We start from the raw sequence: 18,523 nt of genomic DNA on the forward strand, positions 1-18,523 counted from the left end.
GGTGCGGTGCCTCAAACGTAGTCGACAATGATCAGCACCGAACGAGAGGGAACGCCGCGAATGCTGATCGAGACCCGGGTCGACGGTCTGACCGTGCTCGTCCTCGGCGCCGGCGCGCAGGCCGCCCGCCTCGAGCGCCGCTATGCCGCCGCGGGCGCGCTGGTGCGCACCGCGTCGATGCCCGACGACGTCACGCCGGCCCTGCTCGACGGCGTCGCTCTGGTGGTGGTCGCCTTCACCCCGGCCGAGGTCTCGGCGGAGTGGGACCTGACGCTCGCCGGGGTGGCCCGCACGCACCTGCTCAGCCGCGAGCCCGAGGCTCCGGCCGGGCAGGTGACCCTCGTCGGGGGCGGTCCGGGCGCCGACGACCTGCTCACCCTCGCCGCCGTACGCGCCCTCGCCACCGCGGACGTGATCCTGTTCGACCGGCTCGCGCCCACCGATCACCTGGCCGACCTCGCTCCCGGCGCGGAGCTGATCGACGTCGGCAAGCGGCCCGGTCATCACCCGCTGGGTCAGACCGAGATCGAGTCCCTGATGATCGAGCGGGCCCGAGCCGGTCAGCGGGTGGTCCGGCTCAAGGGCGGAGACCCGTTCGTCTTCGGCCGCGGCGCCGAGGAACTCGGGTCCGCGCGGGCCGCGGGGGTATCCGCGCGCGTCGTCCCCGGGATCAGTGCGGCGATCGCGGTGCCGGCGGCGGCCGGGATCCCGGTGACCTATCGCGAGGTCTCCCACCACTTCACCGTGATCTCCGGGCACCACCCCCTCTCCGGCGACGAGCACGCCCACCTGACCCGCGCGCTCACCCTCGGCGGGACCGTCGTGGTCCTGATGGGCGTCGGCACCCTGCCGCACCTGCTCGCCGGGCTGCTGCGGGCCGGGCTCGCCCGCCAGACCCCGGTCGCGGCGATCGAGCGCGGATACACCCCGGACCAGGCGAGCACCCTCAGCACCGTCGGGGAGGCCGTCGCCGAGGCGACCCTCGCCGGGATCTCCTCCCCCGCCGTCATCGTGCTCGGGAACGTGGTCCGGATCGGCGGCCGAGCCGACCTCCCCGGGACTTGACCTCAACCATGGTTGATGTCGTTGGGTGGGATCCCTGACCCACCGACCCCAGGGAGACCATCGATGGACGCCATCCGCCTGCACGCCTTCGGCCCGCCCGAGAACCTCGTCCTGGACGAGGTCCCCGACCCCGAGCCGGGCCCGGGCCAGGTGTTGATCGCCGGGCGCGCGCACGGTGTGCACCTGCTCGACACGACGCTGCGCCGCGGCGAGCCCGGTCCGCTGCCGCTGCCGGCTCTGCCGACGATCCCGGGCCGCGAGGTCGCCGGCTCCGTCGCCGCGGTCGGACCTGGGGTCGACCCGGCCTGGGTCGGTCGCCGGGTCGCCGCGCACCTGGGGGCGGTGCCCGACGGCGGAGGTTACGCGAGGCTGGTCGTGGCACCGCTCGAGGTGCTGCACCCGATCCCCGACGGGCTCTCGGAGGCCGTGGCGGTCGCGATGATCGGCACCGGCCGGATGGCCACGATCGTGCTCGACGCCGCCCAACTCGAGTCCGAGGACAGGGTGGTCATCACCGCCGCCGCTGGTGGGTTGGGCAACCTGTTCGTGCAGGCCGCACTGCGGGCCGGCGCCCGGGTGGTCGCCCTCGTCGGCGGCCCGGCGAAGGCGGACCGATTCGCCGAGGTGCTCGCCGACATCGACACGTCCGCCCTCACCGTCCTCGACTATCGCGCCGACGACTGGCTCGACGAGGCCCGCTCGGCACTCGGCGACGGCGGCGCGACCGTGGTGTTCGACGGCGTCGGCGGCGAGTCCGGCACCGCGGCCGCGTCCCTGCTCGTCTCCGGTGGCCGCCTGGTCTGCTACGGCTGGGCCTCCGGCGCCGCGACCGACGTCCCGGCCGACGCCGCCTACACGGTGGTGCCGATCGTCGGACCCGGTGCCAAGCCGATCACCGACATCTTCCAACGCCAGCAGCATGCCCTCGCCCTCGCGGCCGCCGGCACGTGGCGTCCACTGCTCCACGAGGTCCCGTTCGCCGACGCAGCCGGCGCCCACCGCGACCTGGAGGCCCGGGCGACCACCGGGAAGGTCGTCCTGGTCTGACGTCAGCGAAGGGTGCGCTCTTGCGGCGCAAGGGCGCCATCAGCCGCGCGATGACACCCTCGCTCCGCGGAGTCTCAGCCTTGTTGACCAGGGATGGTTGACCAACCATGGTCAACCGGTAGAATCGACCCATGGAGCACGTGAAAGTCCAGTACGCGAAGACGCACCTCTCCGCGCTGATCGCTTCGGTCGAGCGTGGCGAGGAGGTCGTCATCGCCCGAGGAGATCAACCCGTTGCCCGGCTCGTGCCCATCGAGGGCCGCGAGCACCGCGACCTCGGGTTCGTCGCCTACCCCGTACCCGACGAGTTCTTCGCGCCGCTGCCGGAGGACGAGTTGGCCGCATGGGAGGGCGCGTGACGTTCCTGCTCGACACGCATGCGCTGCTCTGGGCGCTCACCGACCCTGAACGCCTCGGTCCCGAGTCGAGCCGGATCATCTCCGCCCGCTCGTCCCGGCTCATCGCCTCGGCCGCATCGGCGTGGGAGATCTCCACCAAGCAGCGTCTCGGCAGACTTCCGCACGCCGACGCGCTCGTCGGTGCCTATCCCCGACATCTCGATCGCTTGGGCGTTGTCCGGCTGCCCATCAGCGAGGAGCACGCGCTCCTCGCCGGAGGGCTCGAGTGGGCCCATCGCGATCCGTTCGACCGACTGCTGGCCGCACAAGCGATGATCGAGTCCCTGACGCTGCTGACCAAGGACCCGGCGTTCACCGGGCTTCCCGGGCTTGCGACCACCTGGTGAGTACGCCATCAGGGACCCTCTCCTTCGACCCGTGGACGTAGGGCTGGTGCTCACCCGACGACGATGGGTCGCAGAATCGGGGTCAGCCACCAGAGGATGACCCCCCAGGCCAGCGCAACGACGAGGATCGACGGCACCGCAGTCGTCCACCACCGGCGCAGGCGTCTGCGGACGGGGCGACCGTCCACGGCATCGCCGGGGTCTCCGTCAACCCATGCCCGCATGGCCCTGCCCGCGTCGGAGAGTCGCCGACTCACGAGGAAGGCCTGCAGGAGCGACGAGCCGTAGGCGGCCGGCTCGAAACTTCTCGAGTCGAACAGGTGCACGGTGATCCCGTCGTGCCACTCAACGTCCACGATCAGGGACCGGGGGATCCGTGACTCGATGATGACGTCCGTGATCACCAGGTCGTCGTCCTGGGCGTAGACCTGGGCGGTCCCGATCGCCCCGAAGAAGCCGAGCATCCCGGTGATCAGGACTGGATAGCCCACATACCCGGGCCACGCCGCATCACTGACCATGACGAGGGAGAACATCGTGAACACGACCACTGACGCAATCGCGCAAAGACCGACGAGCACCGGCCGTGGTGGTGCCAGACTCAGCCGCGCAGCGGAGCTCATCGAGGCGTACCGCGCGCTGTTGGCCCTCGGCTGTGCTGCTCAGCGGTAGCGTCCCGGGTCGCCCGTTCCGGACCGGGCTCTGTGACCGGGTCGGAACGCAGCAGCGCGATGCCCGGGCTCGGTCCTCGCGTCATGCCGGTTCGTTCCAGCGCCCGCAACTCCTGCCCATCAGCCACGACCTCCCGTTCCGCCCTCGACGGATAGCGCAGAGTATCGAGCCGGGCGGTCGGGGTGTGGTCGATCGGCGTCGGAGAGTCGTGACCGACTCGGGCTGGCCGGTGGCGGCCGGAGCAGTGAGGATCGGGCAAGTTCGAGCCGCTAGCCCACTTGACGAACATCTTCCAGCGCCAGCAGCGGGCGCTCGTCCTCGCGGCCGCCGGGACCTGGCGTCCGCTGCTCCACGAGGTCCCGTTCGCCGAGGCCGCCCGCGCCCACCCCGACCTGGAGGCCCGGGCGACCACTGGGAAGGTCGTCCTGCTCGAGAATCGCGCATTCCGCACTTCTGTACGTCTCAGCGCGCTCGGCGGCCGGAGAAGATCCACGTCGTCCCGGCGTCACCGGCCACGGTGACTCGCACCTTCTGCCACAGCCGCGGCCGCGGGATCCCTGCGGTGTACTTGCCAGTGGCCAGCGCGGAGATCACGGCGAGAAGGTCGCTCTCCGAGATGTAGCACTCGGCACGTGGGATCTCGATCTCGAGATCCGAATACCCCACCCACAAGTACGCATCATCCTCTTCGATCACCTCGATCGTCCGAGGCGGCGAGACGCTCACTATCCTCAGAACAGGGGTGTCGTCGGCGCCGACGGCTCTCGCCCGCACCGGCGAGACATGAGCGACGACCCCCTCGTCATCCCGCCTGACTCGGTCCGAAACGTAGCCCAGCACGGGCCATCCCATCCCGAGCAGACTCAGGAGCGCAACAAGCCTGGAGGAGATCCACGCAACCTTGCGCCATCTCCGGTTCGATGCCGTGAGAGCCCTGCGTTCACTGGTCATGCGGATGCTTCCGAGGCGCCACCCGAGTTCGGTCATGGAACACCTGGGGCCCTCTCTCAGCATCCCGTCACCGACGGTGAGCGAAATCTACCGAGAGCGGTGATACGCAAGCAGCCGAAACAACGTCACAGATCGTCCACACGACGTGGCGCACCGTCAGATCCCACTAGGCGAGCTCGAGCCGGTAGCCCCTCTTGACCACCGTCTTGATCAGGTCACGCCCGGCCGCCTCGCGCAGGCGGGCGATGGCCACCTCGGCGGCGTGCGGGTCGGTGGAGTCCCCGGGCAGCACGGCCAGCACCGCCTCGCGGGAGACCACACCACCTCCCGCGAGCAGGCGCAGCACCTCCACCCCGGTCGGTGACAGCGGCAGCACCTGCCCGTCGAGGACAGCGACCCGGGACCGGATCTGCAAGGCGCCGACGGCGGTGTTCAGGGCGAGCGTCTCGGCGTGCTCATAGTGGCCGACCAGGGTCCGCACGAGCGCACCGAGGCGGCCCCGCTCAGGCTGCAGCGGCACGATCCCTCGGTGCTCCAACGGTTTCGCTGTGATCGGCCCGACTGCTGCGGCGATCATCGCACCCGACGCGAACCGCGCCACGATCTCGGGTCCGAACCCCTCCTCCTCGGCCGCGGACAGCCATGCCTCGGCGCCGGGAGCGGAGGTGAACACGACGGCGTCGATCTCGCCGGTGGCTGCCGCGCGGGCCGACGCCCGGACCGCGTCGGCGTCGAGGGCGGGACCCCACCGGTACACGATCAGGCTCTGCACGTCGGCGCCCGCCTTGGCGAAGACCGCGTCCAGGCCGTCCGCTCCGGCGCCGTGATGCTGCACGGCCACCCGCAGGCCGGCTACCCCCTCGCCGAGCAGGACGTCGGCGATCTCTCCGGAGGTCTCGGACTCGGCGACCCAGTCGGCCTGCAGCCCGGCCGCCTGGATGGCGCCGCGGGCCTTCGGGCCGCGGGCCACGATCCGTGAACCGGCGAGCACGGCCAGCAGGTCATCGGCGATGCCGTGCGCGTCCGCGGCCTCGATCCAGCCGCGGAACCCGATCCCGGTGGTGACGACCACGACGTCCGGGGCGTGTTCGACCAGCTCCCGGGTGTCGGCGATGAGCTGCTCGTCGTCGACGTTGGACAGGATGCTCAGCGCGGGCGCGTGCCGCACCTGGGCGCCACGCCTGGTCAGTGCCGCGGCGAGCTCGGCGGAGCGGCGGTCCGCGGTGATCAGCACGGTGCACCCGGCCATCACCTGACCGAGGGCGGGCCTGCCCGACGGCAGGTCCTCGCGGTTCACGCGAGGAGCACCCGGGCGCCGGGCGCCACGTCGTGACCCGCATGCTCGGGGTCGAACCCGGAGCGCACCCGAGCCGGGCGACCCGCCACCCCGTGGTCCCTGGTGGGCGCCGGCGTGAGCAGGCCCGGCGCGGCGACGTCGCCGAGCACGATCACGGCGGGATTGCGCACCCCTACCTGCTCGGCGCGGGCGACCAGCTCCCCCAGCGGCGCACGGGTGACCCGCTGGGCCGGCGTGGACCCGTTCTCGACGATGGCTGCGGGCAGGCCGGGGGCGGACCCGGCGGCCAGCGCCTGGTCCACGATCCGCTCCAGCATCGCGACGCCCATCAGGATGACGACGGTAGCGCTGCGGTGTTTCAGACAGGTGACGGCCGCCTCGTCGAGTCCGTCATGGCCACTGAGCACGTGGAACGCGGCCACGGTGCCGCGGTGGGTCACCGGGATGTCCGCGAGCGCGGGAACGGACAGTGCGCTGCTCACCCCGGGGATGATCTCGACGGCGATGCCGGCCTCCCGGCACGCGATCGCCTCCTCGCCGCCGCGGCCGAACACGAACGGGTCGCCGCCCTTGAGGCGCACCACCACGCGGCCCCGCCGGGCCTGCTCGAGGAGGATCTCGTTGATCTCCTCCTGCGGCACCCGGTGGTGGCCGGGCACCTTCCCGACGTCGATGACCTCGACGTGCGGCGGCAGGTCGTCGAGCACCTCGGTCGGGGCCAACCGGTCCACCACCACCACGTCGGCCGTCTGCAGTGCCCGCCACGCCCGCAGGGTGAGCAGATCCAGCGCGCCCGGGCCGCCGCCGACGAGGATCACCCGGCCGACGCCGCCGGAGGCCCCTGCGGCACATGCGGCACCTGCCGCAGCACCCGCCCGCTGCGTGCTCACGCGGCCGGCTCCGCGGCGCCGTCGAGCAGTCCCACCTGCACCACGCCATCGGTGACCCGCACCGGGAAGGTGCGCAGGTTCGCCTGCGCGGGGTCGAGCGGGGTGTACCCGACCGGGTCGAGGCAGGCGCCGGTCTCGAGGCTGAACACCTGCTTGTACATCGGTGCCGCGACCGTGGGCCGACCCTGCCGGGTACCGACGATCCCGCGGGACATGATGTTCGCGCCGCTGTACGGGTCGCGCTGCTGCACCGCGCGGACGGAGTCGTCCGGGAGCCGGAACAGGGCGATCTGGTCGCCGTCCACGAGCGCGGCGGCGCCGCGTTCGACCGCGAGGTCGTGCAGCAGACAGACGCGCACCCAACGCCCGACGGCGGTGCTCGCCTCGTCCGCGGCGGTGGCGGTGCTGGCGGTGGTACTCATGAGCGGACCGCCAGGGTGGCGCCGGCGATCAGGACGGGCGCGCCGGTCTCGGCGGCAGCCTCGCGTTCCGCCTCGGTGGCTGGGCGGATCTGACCACGCTCGGGCACGTAGGCCAGGTCCGGGTCGGCGGTGGCCGGGGCGTTCACGAAGGAACCGAACCGGCGGAGCTTCTCCGGGTCCTCCAGGACGGCCCGCCACTCGTCCTCGTAGTTGCCGACGTGGGCGGCCATCGCGGTGTCCAGGTCCGCGGCGATGCCGAGGGAGTCGTTCATGATGACCTCGCGGACGCCGTCGAGGCCGCCCTCGACGTCCTCGATCCAGGGCGCGGTGCGCTGCAGCCGGTCCGCGGTGCGGATGTAGTACATGAGGAACCGGTCGATGGTGCGGATCAGGGCGCGGGAATCGAGGTCCTCGGCGAGCAGCTGCGCGTGCCGCGGGGTGAACCCGCCGTTGCCGCCGACGTAGACGTTCCAGCCCTTGTCCGTGGCGATCACGCCGACGTCCTTGCCGCGGGCCTCGGCGCACTCACGGGCGCACCCGGAGACGCCGAGCTTGAGCTTGTGCGGGGACCGCAGACCCCGGTAGCGCAGCTCCAGCTCGACGGCCATGCCGACCGAGTCCTGCACCCCGTACCGGCACCAGGTGGACCCGACGCAGGACTTCACGGTGCGCAGCGACTTGCCGTAGGCGTGCCCGGACTCGAAGCCGTGCTCCACGAGCCGTCGCCAGATCTGCGGGAGCTGCTCGATCCGGGCGCCGAACATGTCGATGCGCTGGCCACCGGTGATCTTCGTATAGAGGCCGAAGTCCTTGGCCACCTGCCCGATGACGAGCAGCCCGTCCGGGGTGATCTCGCCGCCGGGGATCCGCGGCACCACCGAGTACGTGCCGTCCTTCTGCAGGTTCGCCATCACGTGGTCGTTCGTGTCCTGCAGGGTGGCCTGCTCCCCGTCGAGGATGTGCCCGTTGCCGAGGGAGGCCAGGATCGAGGCGACCACCGGCTTGCAGATGTCGCATCCGCGGCCCGGCCCCACGCCGTCGGGCACTTCCGCGGAAGCGGCGCTGACGGAGCCGAGAGTCCCGACAGCGCCGAACCGGCCGATGATCTCGCTGAACGTGTGCAGCTCCGCGACCCGGACGGCGTCGAAGAGCTGCGCCCGGGACAGGTCGAAGTGCTCGCAGAGGGCGCCCGAGACCTCCACACCGGCCCGTTCGAGCTCGGTGGTGGTGAGCTTCTTCACCAGCGGCAGGCAGGACCCGCAGGAGGTGCCGGCCTTCGTGCAGGCCTTCACGCCGGCCACGTCGGTGCACGCGTGTTCGGTGACCGCGGCTCGGATCGTCCCGGCGGTGACGTTGTTGCAGGAGCACACGGTGGCGGCGTCGGGCAGTTCCAGGCTCGCCGCGCCGCCGCCGGTGGACTCCGGCAGCAGGAACGCGCCCGGATCGCCCGGCAGCTCGCTTCCGACCATGGGACGAAGCGACGCGTATGGGCTCGCGTCCCCCACGAACACGCCGCCGAGCAGGGTGCGGGCGTCGTCGGAGAGCACCAGCTTCTTGTAGACGCCGGCCACCGGGTCCGCCCAGACGAGTTCCATCGCGCCCTCGGTGCGGGCGAACGCGTCCCCGAAGCTGGCCACGTCGACACCCTGCAGCTTCAGCTTGGTGGCGGTGTCCGCGCCGGGGAACGTGGCCTTGCCGCCGAGGAGCCGGTCCGCGACCACCTCGGCCATCGCATACCCCGGGGCGACGAGGCCGATGCAGCGGCCCTCGATGCAGGCGACCTCACCGACCGCCCAGACGTGCGGGTCCTGCGTGCGGCAGTCGAGATCCACCACGGCGCCGCCGCGTTCCCCGATGTCCAGGCCGGCGGCCCGGGCCAGCTCGTCGCGGGGACGGACACCGGTGGCGACGACCACGACGTCGACGTCGAGCCGGCCGCCGTCGACGAAGTCGAGCCGGCCCACGTGACCACTCCGGCGGGACGGGCGCAGCTGCGCGGTGGCGGTGTCCGTGCGCACGGCGATGCCCATGTCGTTGATGAGGCGCTTGAGGGCCTGCCCGCCGCCGAGGTCGATCTGGGCGTCCATCAGGTGCGTGCCGAACTGGATCACGGTGGCCTGCGCGCCGAGCGCCTTGAGCGCGCCGGCGGCCTCGAGGCCGAGCAGGCCACCACCGATGACGGCGCCGCGGACCGGGCGCTCGAAGTCGGTGGACCTCCCCTTGCCGGCGGCGGCGCGCTTGTCCTCGACCCAGCCGCGCAGGGCGGCGACGTCGTCGATGGTGCGGTAGACGAACACGCCGGGCAGGTCGTTGCCGGGGATCGGCGGCATCGCCGCGCTGGAACCGGTCGCGAGGATGAGCTCGTCGTAGTGGTGGGTGCGGCCGAGCCGGTCGGTGACCTGGTGGGAGTCCCGGTCGATCGTGGTGATCGCGCAGTCCCGGTGGAGCGTGACCAGCGGGTCCTCCCACAACTCCGGGTCGCCGAGCGTGAGTTCCTCGGGGTCACGGGCGGAGAAGTAGGAGGTCAGGGCCACCCGGTCGTAGGGCTTCGCGGCCTCCTCGGCGAACACGCTGATCCGCCAGGCGCCGGCACCGTCCCGGGCGCGCAGGGCCTCCACGAGGCGCTGGGCCACCATACCGCCACCGACGACGACCAGGTGCTTGGGCTGGTTTCCGCTCTGGCTCATCTGGACTCCTCCGGTGATCGTCGACCGCTGCCGATCGGCAGTGGTGGGGCGATGTCGGTGACGCTATGAGGCGGCGGTTTCACGTCAGTGCCCCGCCCGTTGCCCGGTCGTAACGTTGTTCTCACGCGTCGCCCGAGCAGGGTGAGAGATCGCGTCGCTGCGGCCCGACGGCGTTGGCCGGGTCGGTCGCTCGGCTGCGCCGAGCCAGTCCAGCAGCCCGCAGACGGTCTCCTTGCAGCCGCCGCACCCGGTTGTCGCCCGGGTGGCGCGCGCGATGTCCGCGGCGGTGTGGGCGCCGTCGCGGCAGGCCGTCACGATGTCCCCCTTGGTGACCCCGTTGCACAGGCACACGGTGGCCGAGTCCGGCATCCGCTCCGGAGTGGCCGCGGGGGCCGCGGCACTCGCGAGGGGCCGGATCAGCAACTGCGCCGGGTCGGCGGGGACCGGGGTGCGGCGCGTGTACGCGGCGCTCAGGTCCGCGGCCACCTCGGGCGCCCCCACGCAGGTGGCGCCGACGAGCAGCCCGTCGGCGACGACCACCTCGACGTGGCGGCCGGAGGCCGGGTCGGACAACCGTACTGAGCGGTGGCCGGGGTCCCGGCGTCGCCGGGTGCCGCTGACGCCCATCGTCACCACCTCGAGACCGGCGGCCTTGAGGCGGACCACGTCGGTGCCCGCGGCTAGGGCAGGCGTCGCCGCAAGCCCGGCCGGGCGGGACACCACCCCCGCGTTCAGGCTGAGCCGCAGCGCGATGCTCGGCCGCTCCGGCCGGGCCGCGGACGGCGGCCCCTGTCCCGGGCGGGAGAGCCGGTCGGCGAGCCGGCGGGCCTGGTCCCACCCTTGGGCGATCAGACCGGCCCCACCCTCGGGCGGCTGGGCGCAGTCCCCGATCGCGAAGATCCTGGGGTCGTCGGGGCTGGCCAGGTCCTCGCCGACCAACACGCCGCGGTCGACGGCGAGGCCCGCGGAGCGGGCCAGCGCCACCTCCGGGGTGGTGCCGCAGGCGAGGACCACCAGGTCGGCGGCCAGGGTGACCGGCCGCTCCCCTGCGTCGACCTCGATGCTGGTGACCCGGCCCTCCTCGACGACGACCCGCCGGGTCCTGGCCCCGGTCCAGGCGGCGATGCCGAGGCCGGCGAGGGAAGCCTGCGCCACCTGGCCGGCGTCGGCGTCGAGCTGGCGGTCCATCACGGTCGGTGCGGCGTGGATCACGGCCACCTCGAGCCCGCGGCGGGCCAGCCCGCACGCGGCTTCCAGGCCGAGCACCCCGGCGCCGATGACGACGGCGCGGCGGGCGTTCGCGGTCGCCGCGACGATCTCGCGGGCGTCGTCGAGGGTGCGCAGCGCGTGCACGCCGGCGGGCAGGTCGCACTCGAGCCCGGGCAGGTCCGGGATCCGGGCGACCGAGCCGGTGGCGAGCACCACCCGGTCATAGCGGTGCGACCCGGAACTGGTGAGCACGGTCCGCGAGGCGCGGTCGATCGCGATGACCGGGGCGCCGCGCTCGACGCGCACCCGGTCGCCGTCGGGCTCGGGCAGTGCAAGGGCGGACATGTCGACCTTGCCGGCGACCACCTCGGAGAGCAGCACCCGGTTGTAGGGGTGGTACTCCTCCTCGCCGAGCAGCGTCACGTCGAACTCGGCGTCGGCGTCCCGGGCAGTCAGGTCGGCGACGAACCGGGAGCCGACCATGCCGTTGCCGACCACGACGATCCTGGTGGTTGCGGTCACGGGGCGACCGCCTGCGCTGCGGCCATCGGCTCGGCGACGGGGACCATCGGGGTCACCGAGACGGCGCAGACCTTGAACTCCGGCATGTGCGAGATCGGGTCGGTCGCGTCGGTGGTGATCCGGTTGACGCTGCCGGCGCCGCTCCAGTGGAACGGCATGAACACGGTGTCCGGCCGGATCCGGTCGGTCCAGCGTGCGGGTGCCTGGACCGTGCCGCGTGCGGAGGTGAGCCGGACCCGGTCGCCGTCGGCGATGCCGAGGCGGAACCCGAGGATGGGGTGCAGCTCCACGAACGGCTCGCCGCTGATCCGCTCCAGGTCCGGCACCCGGTGGGTCTGCGCGCCGGACTGGTAGTGCTGCAGCACCCGGCCGGTGACGAGATAGATCGGCGCGTCCGGCCGGACGTCGTCGCTCGGGCCGACGTGGTCGACCGCGATCATCCGGGCCCGCCCGTCCGGGGTCGGGAACGCGTCCAGGAACAGCCGCGGCGTGCCCGGGTGGTCCGGCCCGGGGACCGGCCAGAACAGGCCGGGGCCGCCGTCGACCTCGTCGGCGTCGAGGCGGGCGTGGCTCAGGCCGGCGTAGTCCGCGATCCCGCCGGCGGAGGCCGCGGCGAGTTCGTCGAAGACGACGGCCGGGTCGGTCTCGAAGTGGACGTCGGAGCCGAGCCGGCGGGCCAGCTCGGCGAGGATCCACAGCTCCGAGCGGGCCTGCCCGGGGGCGTCGACGGCGCGGCGCCGTCGGATCACACGGCCCTCGAGCGAGGTCATGGTGCCCTCCTCCTCCGCCCACTGGGTGACTGGCAGCACCACGTCCGCGAGGAGCGCGGTCTCCGAGGGGACGAAATCGCACACCACGAGCAGGTCCAGGGCAGCCAGCCGGTCCGCGACCCGGTCGGTGTTCGGGGCGCTGACGAGCACGTTCGAGCCGTGCACGAACAGCGCCCGGGGGCCGCCCGGGGTGCCGAGCGAGGTCAACAACTGCACGGCGGGCTTGCCGGGCCCGGGGATCGTGGCCTCCTCCACGCCCCAGACCCGTGCGACGTGGGCGCGGGCGGCCGGGTCGTCGATCTTGCGGTAGCCGGGCAGCTGGTCGGACTTCTGGCCATGTTCGCGCCCACCCTGCCCGTTGCCCTGCCCGGTGATGGCGCCGTAGCCGGAACCGAGGCGGCCGGGCAGCCCGAGCGCCAGGGCGAGGTTGATGGCGGCGGTGACGGTGGCGGTGCCCTGTCTGGACTGCTCGACGCCGCGTCCGGTGAGGATGTAGGCACCGGGACCCCCGTGTGCCGGCGCGGCGGCGGCGAGCAACCGGGCCACCTCCCGCAGTTGCGCCGCCGGCACCCCGCACACGCCCTCGGCTCGTTCGGGCCACCACGCCGCCACCGAGCGCTGCACGTCGGCGGCGCCGGTGGTGCGGTCGGCGAGGTAGGCCTGGTCGGCGAGCCCTTCGGTGAGCACCACGTGCGTGAGCGCGAGCAGGACCACCAGGTCCGTGCCGGGCACCGGCTGCAGGTGCACCCCACCCTCGCCGGTGCCCGGCCCCGCCCCGGTGAGGGCCGCCGTCGTACTCCGACGCGGGTCCACCACCACGAGACCGCCGCGTTCACGCACCCCGGCCAGATGCTGCACGGACGGCGGCATCGTCTCGGCGAGGTTGGACCCGAGCAGCATGACCGCGCCGGCCCCGGCGAGGTCGGCGAGCGGGAACGGCAGCCCGCGGTCCGCGCCGAGGCTGCGGTTCGCCCCGGCCGCGGCGCTGGCCATGCAGAACCGGCCGTTGTAGTCGATGTTCGGGGTGCGCAGGACGGTGCGGGCGAACTTGCCGAGCGCGTACGCCTTCTCGTTCGTGAGCCCGCCGCCGCCGAACACGGCGACGGCGTCGCGCCCGTGGGCGGACCAGATCGCCTCGATCCGGGTGGTGATCACGGTGAGTGCCTCGTCCCAGGTGGCCGGGTGCAGGTCACCGTCCGGGCCGCGCAGCAGCGGGGTGGTGATCCGGTCCGGGGTGTTCAGCACGGTGGCGCTGGTCCAGCCCTTCTGGCACAGGCCCCCGAGGTTCGTCGGGAACTGCCGCGGCCCGATGGTCACCGGCGTCGTGGTGCCCGGCGCCGCGGGGGTCAGCGTCATCGCGCACTGCAACGCGCAGTACGGGCAGTGGGACATGGTGCCGGCAGTCACGCGCCGCTCAGATCCCGGCCGTGGCCATCGCGGACCCGCGCCGCGCGTATACGGCCCAGGTGACCACGGCCATCGCCGCGTACACGGCGATGAAGATCGCGAGCGCCGGCGCCAGCGAGCCCGCGAGTTCATTCGACGCCGCGAACCCGCGTGGGATGAGAAACCCGCCGAACGCCCCGATCGCGCCCGCGATACCGATGCACCCGGCGGCGGCCTTCACCGCGGCCGGCCCACCGCCGTCGGCCCGGAAGACCGCCGGGATCATCCGGTACGTCGACCCGTTGCCGACCCCGGTCGCGACGAACAGCACGAGGAACGAGGCGAAGAAGAGGCCGAAGCTGCCCCGGTCCAGGGCCGCGATCGCCCCGGCCGCGCCGAGCCCCATCACCACGAACGACGCGATCGTGACCCGTGCGCCGCCGACCCGGTCGGCGATGATGCCGCCGAGCGGCCTCGACACGGAGCCGACGAGCGCGCCGAGGAACGCGATGGAAAGCGTCACGGTCGGGAACTGCCCGCGCAGCAGCGTCGGGAACACCCCGGAGTAGCCGATGAAGGACCCGAACGTACCGATGTACAGGAACGAGATGATCCAGGTGTGCCGGTTGCGGGTCGCGGCCGCGAACGAGCGCAGGTCCGCCGTCGCCGTCGAGAGGTTGTCCATGGACCGCCAGGCGAGGAACGCGGCCAGCAGGATGAACGGGATCAGCATCAGTCCGGCCCGCTCCAGGGCGATGCCCGCGCCGGTGACGATCACGAGCGGCACCGCGAACTGCACCGCGGCCGTGCCGAGGTTCCCGCCGGCGGCGTTCAGCCCGAGGGCCCGGCCCTTCTCCCGCTCGGGGAAGAAGAACGAGATGTTCGCCATCGAGGAGGCGAAGTTGCCGCCGCCGACGCCCGCGAGGGCCGCGATCGCGAGCAGCGCCCCGAACGGGATCTGCGGGTGCTGAACCGCGACGGCCAGGGCGATCGTGGGCAGCAGAAGCAGCAGCGCGCTCACCACGGTCCAGTTCCGGCCGCCGAAGACCGGCACCGCGAACGTGTAGGGGATCCGCAGGGTCGCCCCCACCAGCGAGGGCACCGCGATCAGCCAGAACTGCTGGTCCACGGTGAGCGCGAACCCGGCCGCACCCAGCTGCGGCACCACGATCGACCAGAGCGCCCACACCGAGAAGCCGAGGAACTCCGCGAAGATCGAGATCCGCAGGTTCCGGCCGGCGACCTTCGCGCCACCGCCGCGCCAGAACGTCGGGTCCTCGGGGTCCCAGTGGTCGATCCAGCGCCCGCTGCGGCGGGTGATCCCCCCGACGGTGGCACTCGCCGCCGCGGTCGCGGCACCGTGGTCGGTGGTCGGTTCGGTGATGCTCGTCGGTGTCACTGGCGCAGACATGGCGGCTCCTCACGCGCTCGGTGTCAGTACCGAGGACGGTAGGAATCGCGTGTTTCACCCGCCTGCGCGAGTGGTTACCCGGCCGTAATCAATTCCGCACAGACAGGACGGGGTGGCTGTGAAGGGAGGACCTCTCAGCCCTCGGCCGCGATGTCCTCGTGGTGCCGGATCACCTCGGCGACGATGAAGTTCAGGAACTTCTCCGCGAACACCGGGTCCAGGCCGGCCTCCTCGGCGAGCGCCCGCAGCCGCTGGATCTGGCGCTCCTCACGCGCGGGGTCCGACGGCGGCAGTCCGGTGCGCGCCTTGAGCCGGCCGACCGTCTGGGTGCACTTGAACCGTTCCGCGAGCAGGTGCACGAGGGCGGCGTCGATGTTGTCGATGCTCCCCCGGATCCGGATCAGTTCGTCCGGGAGGTCGGTCTCGGTTCCCTCGCTCATGGCAGGCATCCTAGGCACCGGAGGGCCTCCGATGCGCACCGGTCCCACGGCTCGGGCGCAACCCGGCACCGCGGACCACCCGGCACCGCGGGCCGGCCCGGCCCGCGCCGTCAGGACCTACACCCGGCCGCGGTCCGTGCTGCGCGTGTAGGCGGTCTCACCGGGCGTGGCGGCGTCGTTCCACCGCAGCACCGCGCCAACGCCGTCGATCAGGGTCACCGACGCCGCGTCCGCCACCGTGATGCCGGCGCCCTGCTCCAGCGCGGCTCGGCCGATCGCGAGGTCGGCGCGCAGTTCGCGCGGCTCGCTCACGCCCAGGTCGGTCAGGTCGGAGCGGGTCAGGGCCAGTTCGAGGGCGCCCGGGCCCACCCAGAGCAGCCGCTCCGCGATCGCCGACGGCGGCCCGGCCACCTCCTCGGTGACCACGAGTTCCGCCACCTGTCCCTTGCGCAACACGTCCACGACGTCCTCGACGCCGGACACGGCGGCGCCGTCGCGGCCCTGCTCCTGGCGCAGAAGGTCCAGGGCAACCTCCCGGCGCCGGAGCCGGAACGCCTCGAGCGCGTTGGTGATCGCGGTGTCGAACGCGCGGGTGTTCACCCCCTCGGTGCGGGCGCCACCCTCGATCTCCATGAGGATCTCCGCGACCTGCTGGCCCACCTCGGCCCGCACCAGGGACACCGCGCGCAGGTCTCCGGTCAGCAGCACGAGTTCGGGCCTTCGTGCGGCGACCACGCGGTCCAGTTCGGCGGCCACGACCTCGGCGTTGCGCTCCCAGGAGTCCTCGGCGCGGTTCTCGATGCGCTTGTGCGCCAGCGGACCGAGCTGGGGCTTGGCGAGCTCGTCATGATCACCCTCGACGCTGTGCTGCTCCCGGGTGGCCTGCAGGTCGGTCGTGTCGTGCAGGCTCAGGTCGGCTCCCGCACGGTCGACCGTGACCAGGAGGTACCGCACCCCGCAGTCCGCCACGCGCGCGAGCGCGAAGACGTGTGGGGCGTCCCCGACAACCGCACGGTCCACACCCGGCGGCGAGGCCAAGGACCGGTCCAGGTACACCCGATCGCCGGCCGCGACCACCACCCGGCCGTGCGGTCCGCTCAGCCAGGTTGGCCGGGACACGCAGTCCTCGATGGCCTCCAGCAGCGCGCCGTCGGCGCCCTGCTTGTGCAACTGACGGCGCAGATCGGCCCATCGGCCGAGCACAGTCTGGTCGCCGCTCTCACTGGCTCGCGTGGCGTCCAGGATCACGGTCACCACCGGCTCCCCCGCCGGCAGTTCGGGGACGTTCAGGCGCATGTGCTCCTCCGCAACATTGCTCGGATCCCGTTGGGTGCAACTGTCCCCCAACCTTGCATCACCCGCAGGGTCCGCGCCACTGCTTACGGGCTTCGGCCCGGGCCGACGACGCGCCGGGCGTCGGCTAGAGTCGAGCCATGGTCCTGTGCATCCGCCTGTGTTGTTGTTGAGCCGAGCTCCGACCCACACCGCGCGGCGCGTTCGCCTCAACCGGCACGCCGTCGCACCCCGCCTGACCGCACGGCCCGACGACGGGCCGGCCGCAGCCGATCACACCCTCCCGAACACGGGCCGGTCCCGGCCAACACCCCGCATCCAGACCCACGCAAGGACACCGAGATGAAGTACGCAGAGTCCATCGTCGATCTCGTCGGCAACACCCCGCTCGTCAAGCTCAAGCACGTCACTGCTGGGCTCGAGGCCACGGTGCTGGTCAAGGTCGAGTACTTCAACCCGGGCGGGTCCAGCAAAGACCGGATCGCGACGAGGATCATCGAGGCGGCCGAGGCCGAGGGCAAACTGGGCCCGGGTGGCACGATCGTGGAGCCGACCTCGGGCAACACCGGCGTCGGGCTGGCACTGGTGGCCCAGCAGCGCGGCTACCGGTGCGTGTTCGTGGTGCCGGACAAGGTCGGTGAGGACAAGCGGGCCGTGCTGCGCGCGTACGGCGCCGAGGTCGTGGTCACCCCGACGTCGGTGGCCCCGGACAGCCCGGAGTCCTACTACTCCGTCTCCGACCGGCTCACCGCTGAGATCCCGGGCGCGTTCAAGCCGAACCAGTACGAGAACCAGAACGGGCCACGCTCCCACTACGAGAGCACCGGACCCGAGATCTGGCGGGACACCGACGCGAAGATCACGCACTTCGTGGCGGGCGTCGGCACCGGCGGCACGATCAGTGGGACCGGCCGCTACCTCAAGGAGGTCTCCGACGGCGCCGTCACCATCGTCGGCGCCGACCCGGAGGGCTCGGTCTACTCCGGCGGCACCGGCCGCCCCTATCTCGTCGAGGGCGTCGGTGAGGACTTCTGGCCGGGGGCCTACGACCCATCGGTGGTCGATGAGATCATCGCCGTCTCCGACGCCGACTCGTTCGCCATGACGCGGCGGCTCGCGCAGGAGGAGGGCATCCTCGTCGGCGGGTCCAGCGGCATGGCCGTGGTGGCCGCGCTGCGCGCCGCGAAGAACCTCGGGCCCGACGCCGTGGTGGTGGTCCTGCTCCCGGACGGCGGCCGCGGCTACCTCGGCAAGATCTTCAACGACGGCTGGATGCGTTCCTACGGGTTCGCCCCGGATTCCGAGGAGCGCACCGTCGCCGATGTGATCAGCGCCAAGACGGGGCATCTGCCGGACCTGGTGCACGTGCACCCGGCGGACACCGTGCGGGAGGTGATCGACATCCTGAACGAGTACGGCGTCTCCCAGGTGCCGATCCTGTCCGCGGAGCCGCCGGTGGTGATGGGTGAGGTGGCGGGCTCGATCAGCGAGCGCACCCTCGTCGATCTCGTGTTCTCCCGTGAGGTCGAGCTGACCGACCCGGTCTCGAAGGTGATCGGCCCGCCGCTGCCCCTGATCGGCGCGACCGAGTCGATCCGCGCCGCGCGGACCGCGCTGGCCGACGCGGACGCCCTGCTCGTCACCGAGGCGGGCAAGCCCGTCGGCGTCCTGACCCGCCACGACCTGCTCGCGTACGCGGGCGTCTGAGGAGAGGAA

At 72.5% G+C, this 18,523-nt stretch carries 17 protein-coding genes; 6 read left to right on the top strand and 11 right to left on the bottom strand.

The window, feature by feature from the left end:
* Nucleotides 1-60: 60 nt before the first annotated feature.
* The 4 genes from cobA (EXU48_RS03380) to EXU48_RS03395 all read left to right on the top strand — a co-directional run bounded on the left by cobA (EXU48_RS03380) (nucleotide 61) and on the right by EXU48_RS03395 (nucleotide 2,857).
* Nucleotides 61-1,065: a uroporphyrinogen-III C-methyltransferase gene (gene cobA / locus EXU48_RS03380; RefSeq protein WP_133106190.1), complete on the top strand. Its 1,005-nt coding sequence runs from the start codon at nucleotides 61-63 to the stop codon at nucleotides 1,063-1,065.
* Nucleotides 1,066-1,128: 63 nt separating this feature from the next.
* Complete coding sequence (locus EXU48_RS03385) at nucleotides 1,129-2,112, top strand: zinc-binding dehydrogenase (RefSeq protein ID WP_133106191.1); 984 nt, start codon at nucleotides 1,129-1,131, stop codon at nucleotides 2,110-2,112.
* Between the two features lie 131 nt (nucleotides 2,113-2,243).
* A complete protein-coding gene (locus tag EXU48_RS03390) occupies nucleotides 2,244-2,471 on the top strand; it encodes a type II toxin-antitoxin system Phd/YefM family antitoxin (RefSeq protein WP_133106192.1) in 228 nt (75 codons plus the stop codon).
* Nucleotides 2,468-2,857 (top strand): type II toxin-antitoxin system VapC family toxin, encoded by a 390-nt coding sequence (locus tag EXU48_RS03395; RefSeq protein ID WP_235856809.1) that lies wholly within the window; start codon nucleotides 2,468-2,470, stop codon nucleotides 2,855-2,857. The genes EXU48_RS03390 and EXU48_RS03395 overlap by 4 nt, the downstream gene beginning before the upstream one ends.
* Before the next feature lie 50 nt (nucleotides 2,858-2,907).
* On the opposite strand, the gene EXU48_RS03400 is transcribed toward EXU48_RS03395, so the two are convergent.
* On the bottom strand, nucleotides 2,908-3,402 hold the full coding sequence (locus tag EXU48_RS03400; RefSeq protein WP_133106194.1) for a hypothetical protein: 495 nt from the start codon (nucleotides 3,400-3,402) through the stop codon (nucleotides 2,908-2,910).
* 405 nt (nucleotides 3,403-3,807) lie between these two features.
* On the opposite strand from EXU48_RS03400, the gene EXU48_RS25480 reads away from it, so the two are divergent.
* The gene (locus tag EXU48_RS25480; RefSeq protein WP_133106195.1) at nucleotides 3,808-4,050 is read left to right on the top strand and encodes a zinc-binding dehydrogenase; all 243 of its coding nucleotides are present in this window, start codon (nucleotides 3,808-3,810) and stop codon (nucleotides 4,048-4,050) included.
* On the opposite strand, the gene EXU48_RS03410 is transcribed toward EXU48_RS25480, so the two are convergent.
* The 10 genes from EXU48_RS03410 to EXU48_RS03455 form a co-directional block, all read right to left on the bottom strand.
* A complete protein-coding gene (locus EXU48_RS03410; protein ID WP_133106196.1) occupies nucleotides 3,992-4,516 on the bottom strand; it encodes a hypothetical protein in 525 nt (174 codons plus the stop codon). The genes EXU48_RS25480 and EXU48_RS03410 overlap by 59 nt on opposite strands.
* 130 nt (nucleotides 4,517-4,646) lie before the next feature.
* Complete coding sequence (locus EXU48_RS03415) at nucleotides 4,647-5,729, bottom strand: uroporphyrinogen-III synthase (RefSeq protein WP_133106622.1); 1,083 nt, start codon at nucleotides 5,727-5,729, stop codon at nucleotides 4,647-4,649.
* Nucleotides 5,730-5,773: 44 nt separating this feature from the next.
* On the bottom strand, nucleotides 5,774-6,667 hold the full coding sequence (cobA, locus tag EXU48_RS03420) for a uroporphyrinogen-III C-methyltransferase (protein WP_235856810.1): 894 nt from the start codon (nucleotides 6,665-6,667) through the stop codon (nucleotides 5,774-5,776).
* Nucleotides 6,664-7,089 (bottom strand): nitrite reductase small subunit NirD, encoded by a 426-nt coding sequence (nirD, locus tag EXU48_RS03425; RefSeq protein ID WP_133106197.1) that lies wholly within the window; start codon nucleotides 7,087-7,089, stop codon nucleotides 6,664-6,666. Before nirD ends, cobA (EXU48_RS03420) begins: the two co-directional genes overlap by 4 nt.
* Nucleotides 7,086-9,776: a nitrite reductase large subunit NirB gene (gene nirB, locus EXU48_RS03430; protein WP_133106198.1), complete on the bottom strand. Its 2,691-nt coding sequence runs from the start codon at nucleotides 9,774-9,776 to the stop codon at nucleotides 7,086-7,088. Before nirB ends, nirD begins: the two co-directional genes overlap by 4 nt.
* An 84-nt stretch (nucleotides 9,777-9,860) precedes the next feature.
* Nucleotides 9,861-11,507, bottom strand: coding sequence for an FAD-dependent oxidoreductase (locus tag EXU48_RS03435; protein ID WP_235856811.1), 1,647 nt, complete (start codon nucleotides 11,505-11,507; stop codon nucleotides 9,861-9,863).
* Nucleotides 11,504-13,669 carry a molybdopterin oxidoreductase family protein gene (locus EXU48_RS03440; RefSeq protein ID WP_133106625.1) on the bottom strand — a complete coding sequence of 722 codons (2,166 nt, stop codon included), beginning with the start codon at nucleotides 13,667-13,669 and terminating at the stop codon, nucleotides 11,504-11,506. The genes EXU48_RS03435 and EXU48_RS03440 overlap by 4 nt, the downstream gene beginning before the upstream one ends.
* A 22-nt stretch (nucleotides 13,670-13,691) precedes the next feature.
* On the bottom strand, nucleotides 13,692-15,074 hold the full coding sequence (locus EXU48_RS03445) for an MFS transporter (RefSeq protein WP_133106199.1): 1,383 nt from the start codon (nucleotides 15,072-15,074) through the stop codon (nucleotides 13,692-13,694).
* Between the two features lie 134 nt (nucleotides 15,075-15,208).
* Nucleotides 15,209-15,514, bottom strand: a complete 306-nt coding sequence (locus tag EXU48_RS03450) for a chorismate mutase (protein ID WP_133106200.1) — start codon at nucleotides 15,512-15,514, stop codon at nucleotides 15,209-15,211.
* 117 nt (nucleotides 15,515-15,631) lie between these two features.
* Nucleotides 15,632-16,810: a baeRF2 domain-containing protein gene (locus EXU48_RS03455; RefSeq protein WP_133106201.1), complete on the bottom strand. Its 1,179-nt coding sequence runs from the start codon at nucleotides 16,808-16,810 to the stop codon at nucleotides 15,632-15,634.
* A 339-nt stretch (nucleotides 16,811-17,149) separates the two neighbouring features.
* Between EXU48_RS03455 and EXU48_RS03460 the strand changes: the two genes are divergently transcribed.
* Entirely contained in the window at nucleotides 17,150-18,514 is a 1,365-nt protein-coding gene (locus tag EXU48_RS03460; protein WP_133106202.1) for a cystathionine beta-synthase, read from the top strand.
* Nucleotides 18,515-18,523 lie beyond the last annotated feature (9 nt).

The sequence above is a fragment of the Occultella glacieicola genome (assembly GCF_004353825.1).
GTDB lineage: Bacteria > Actinomycetota > Actinomycetes > Actinomycetales > Beutenbergiaceae > Occultella > Occultella glacieicola.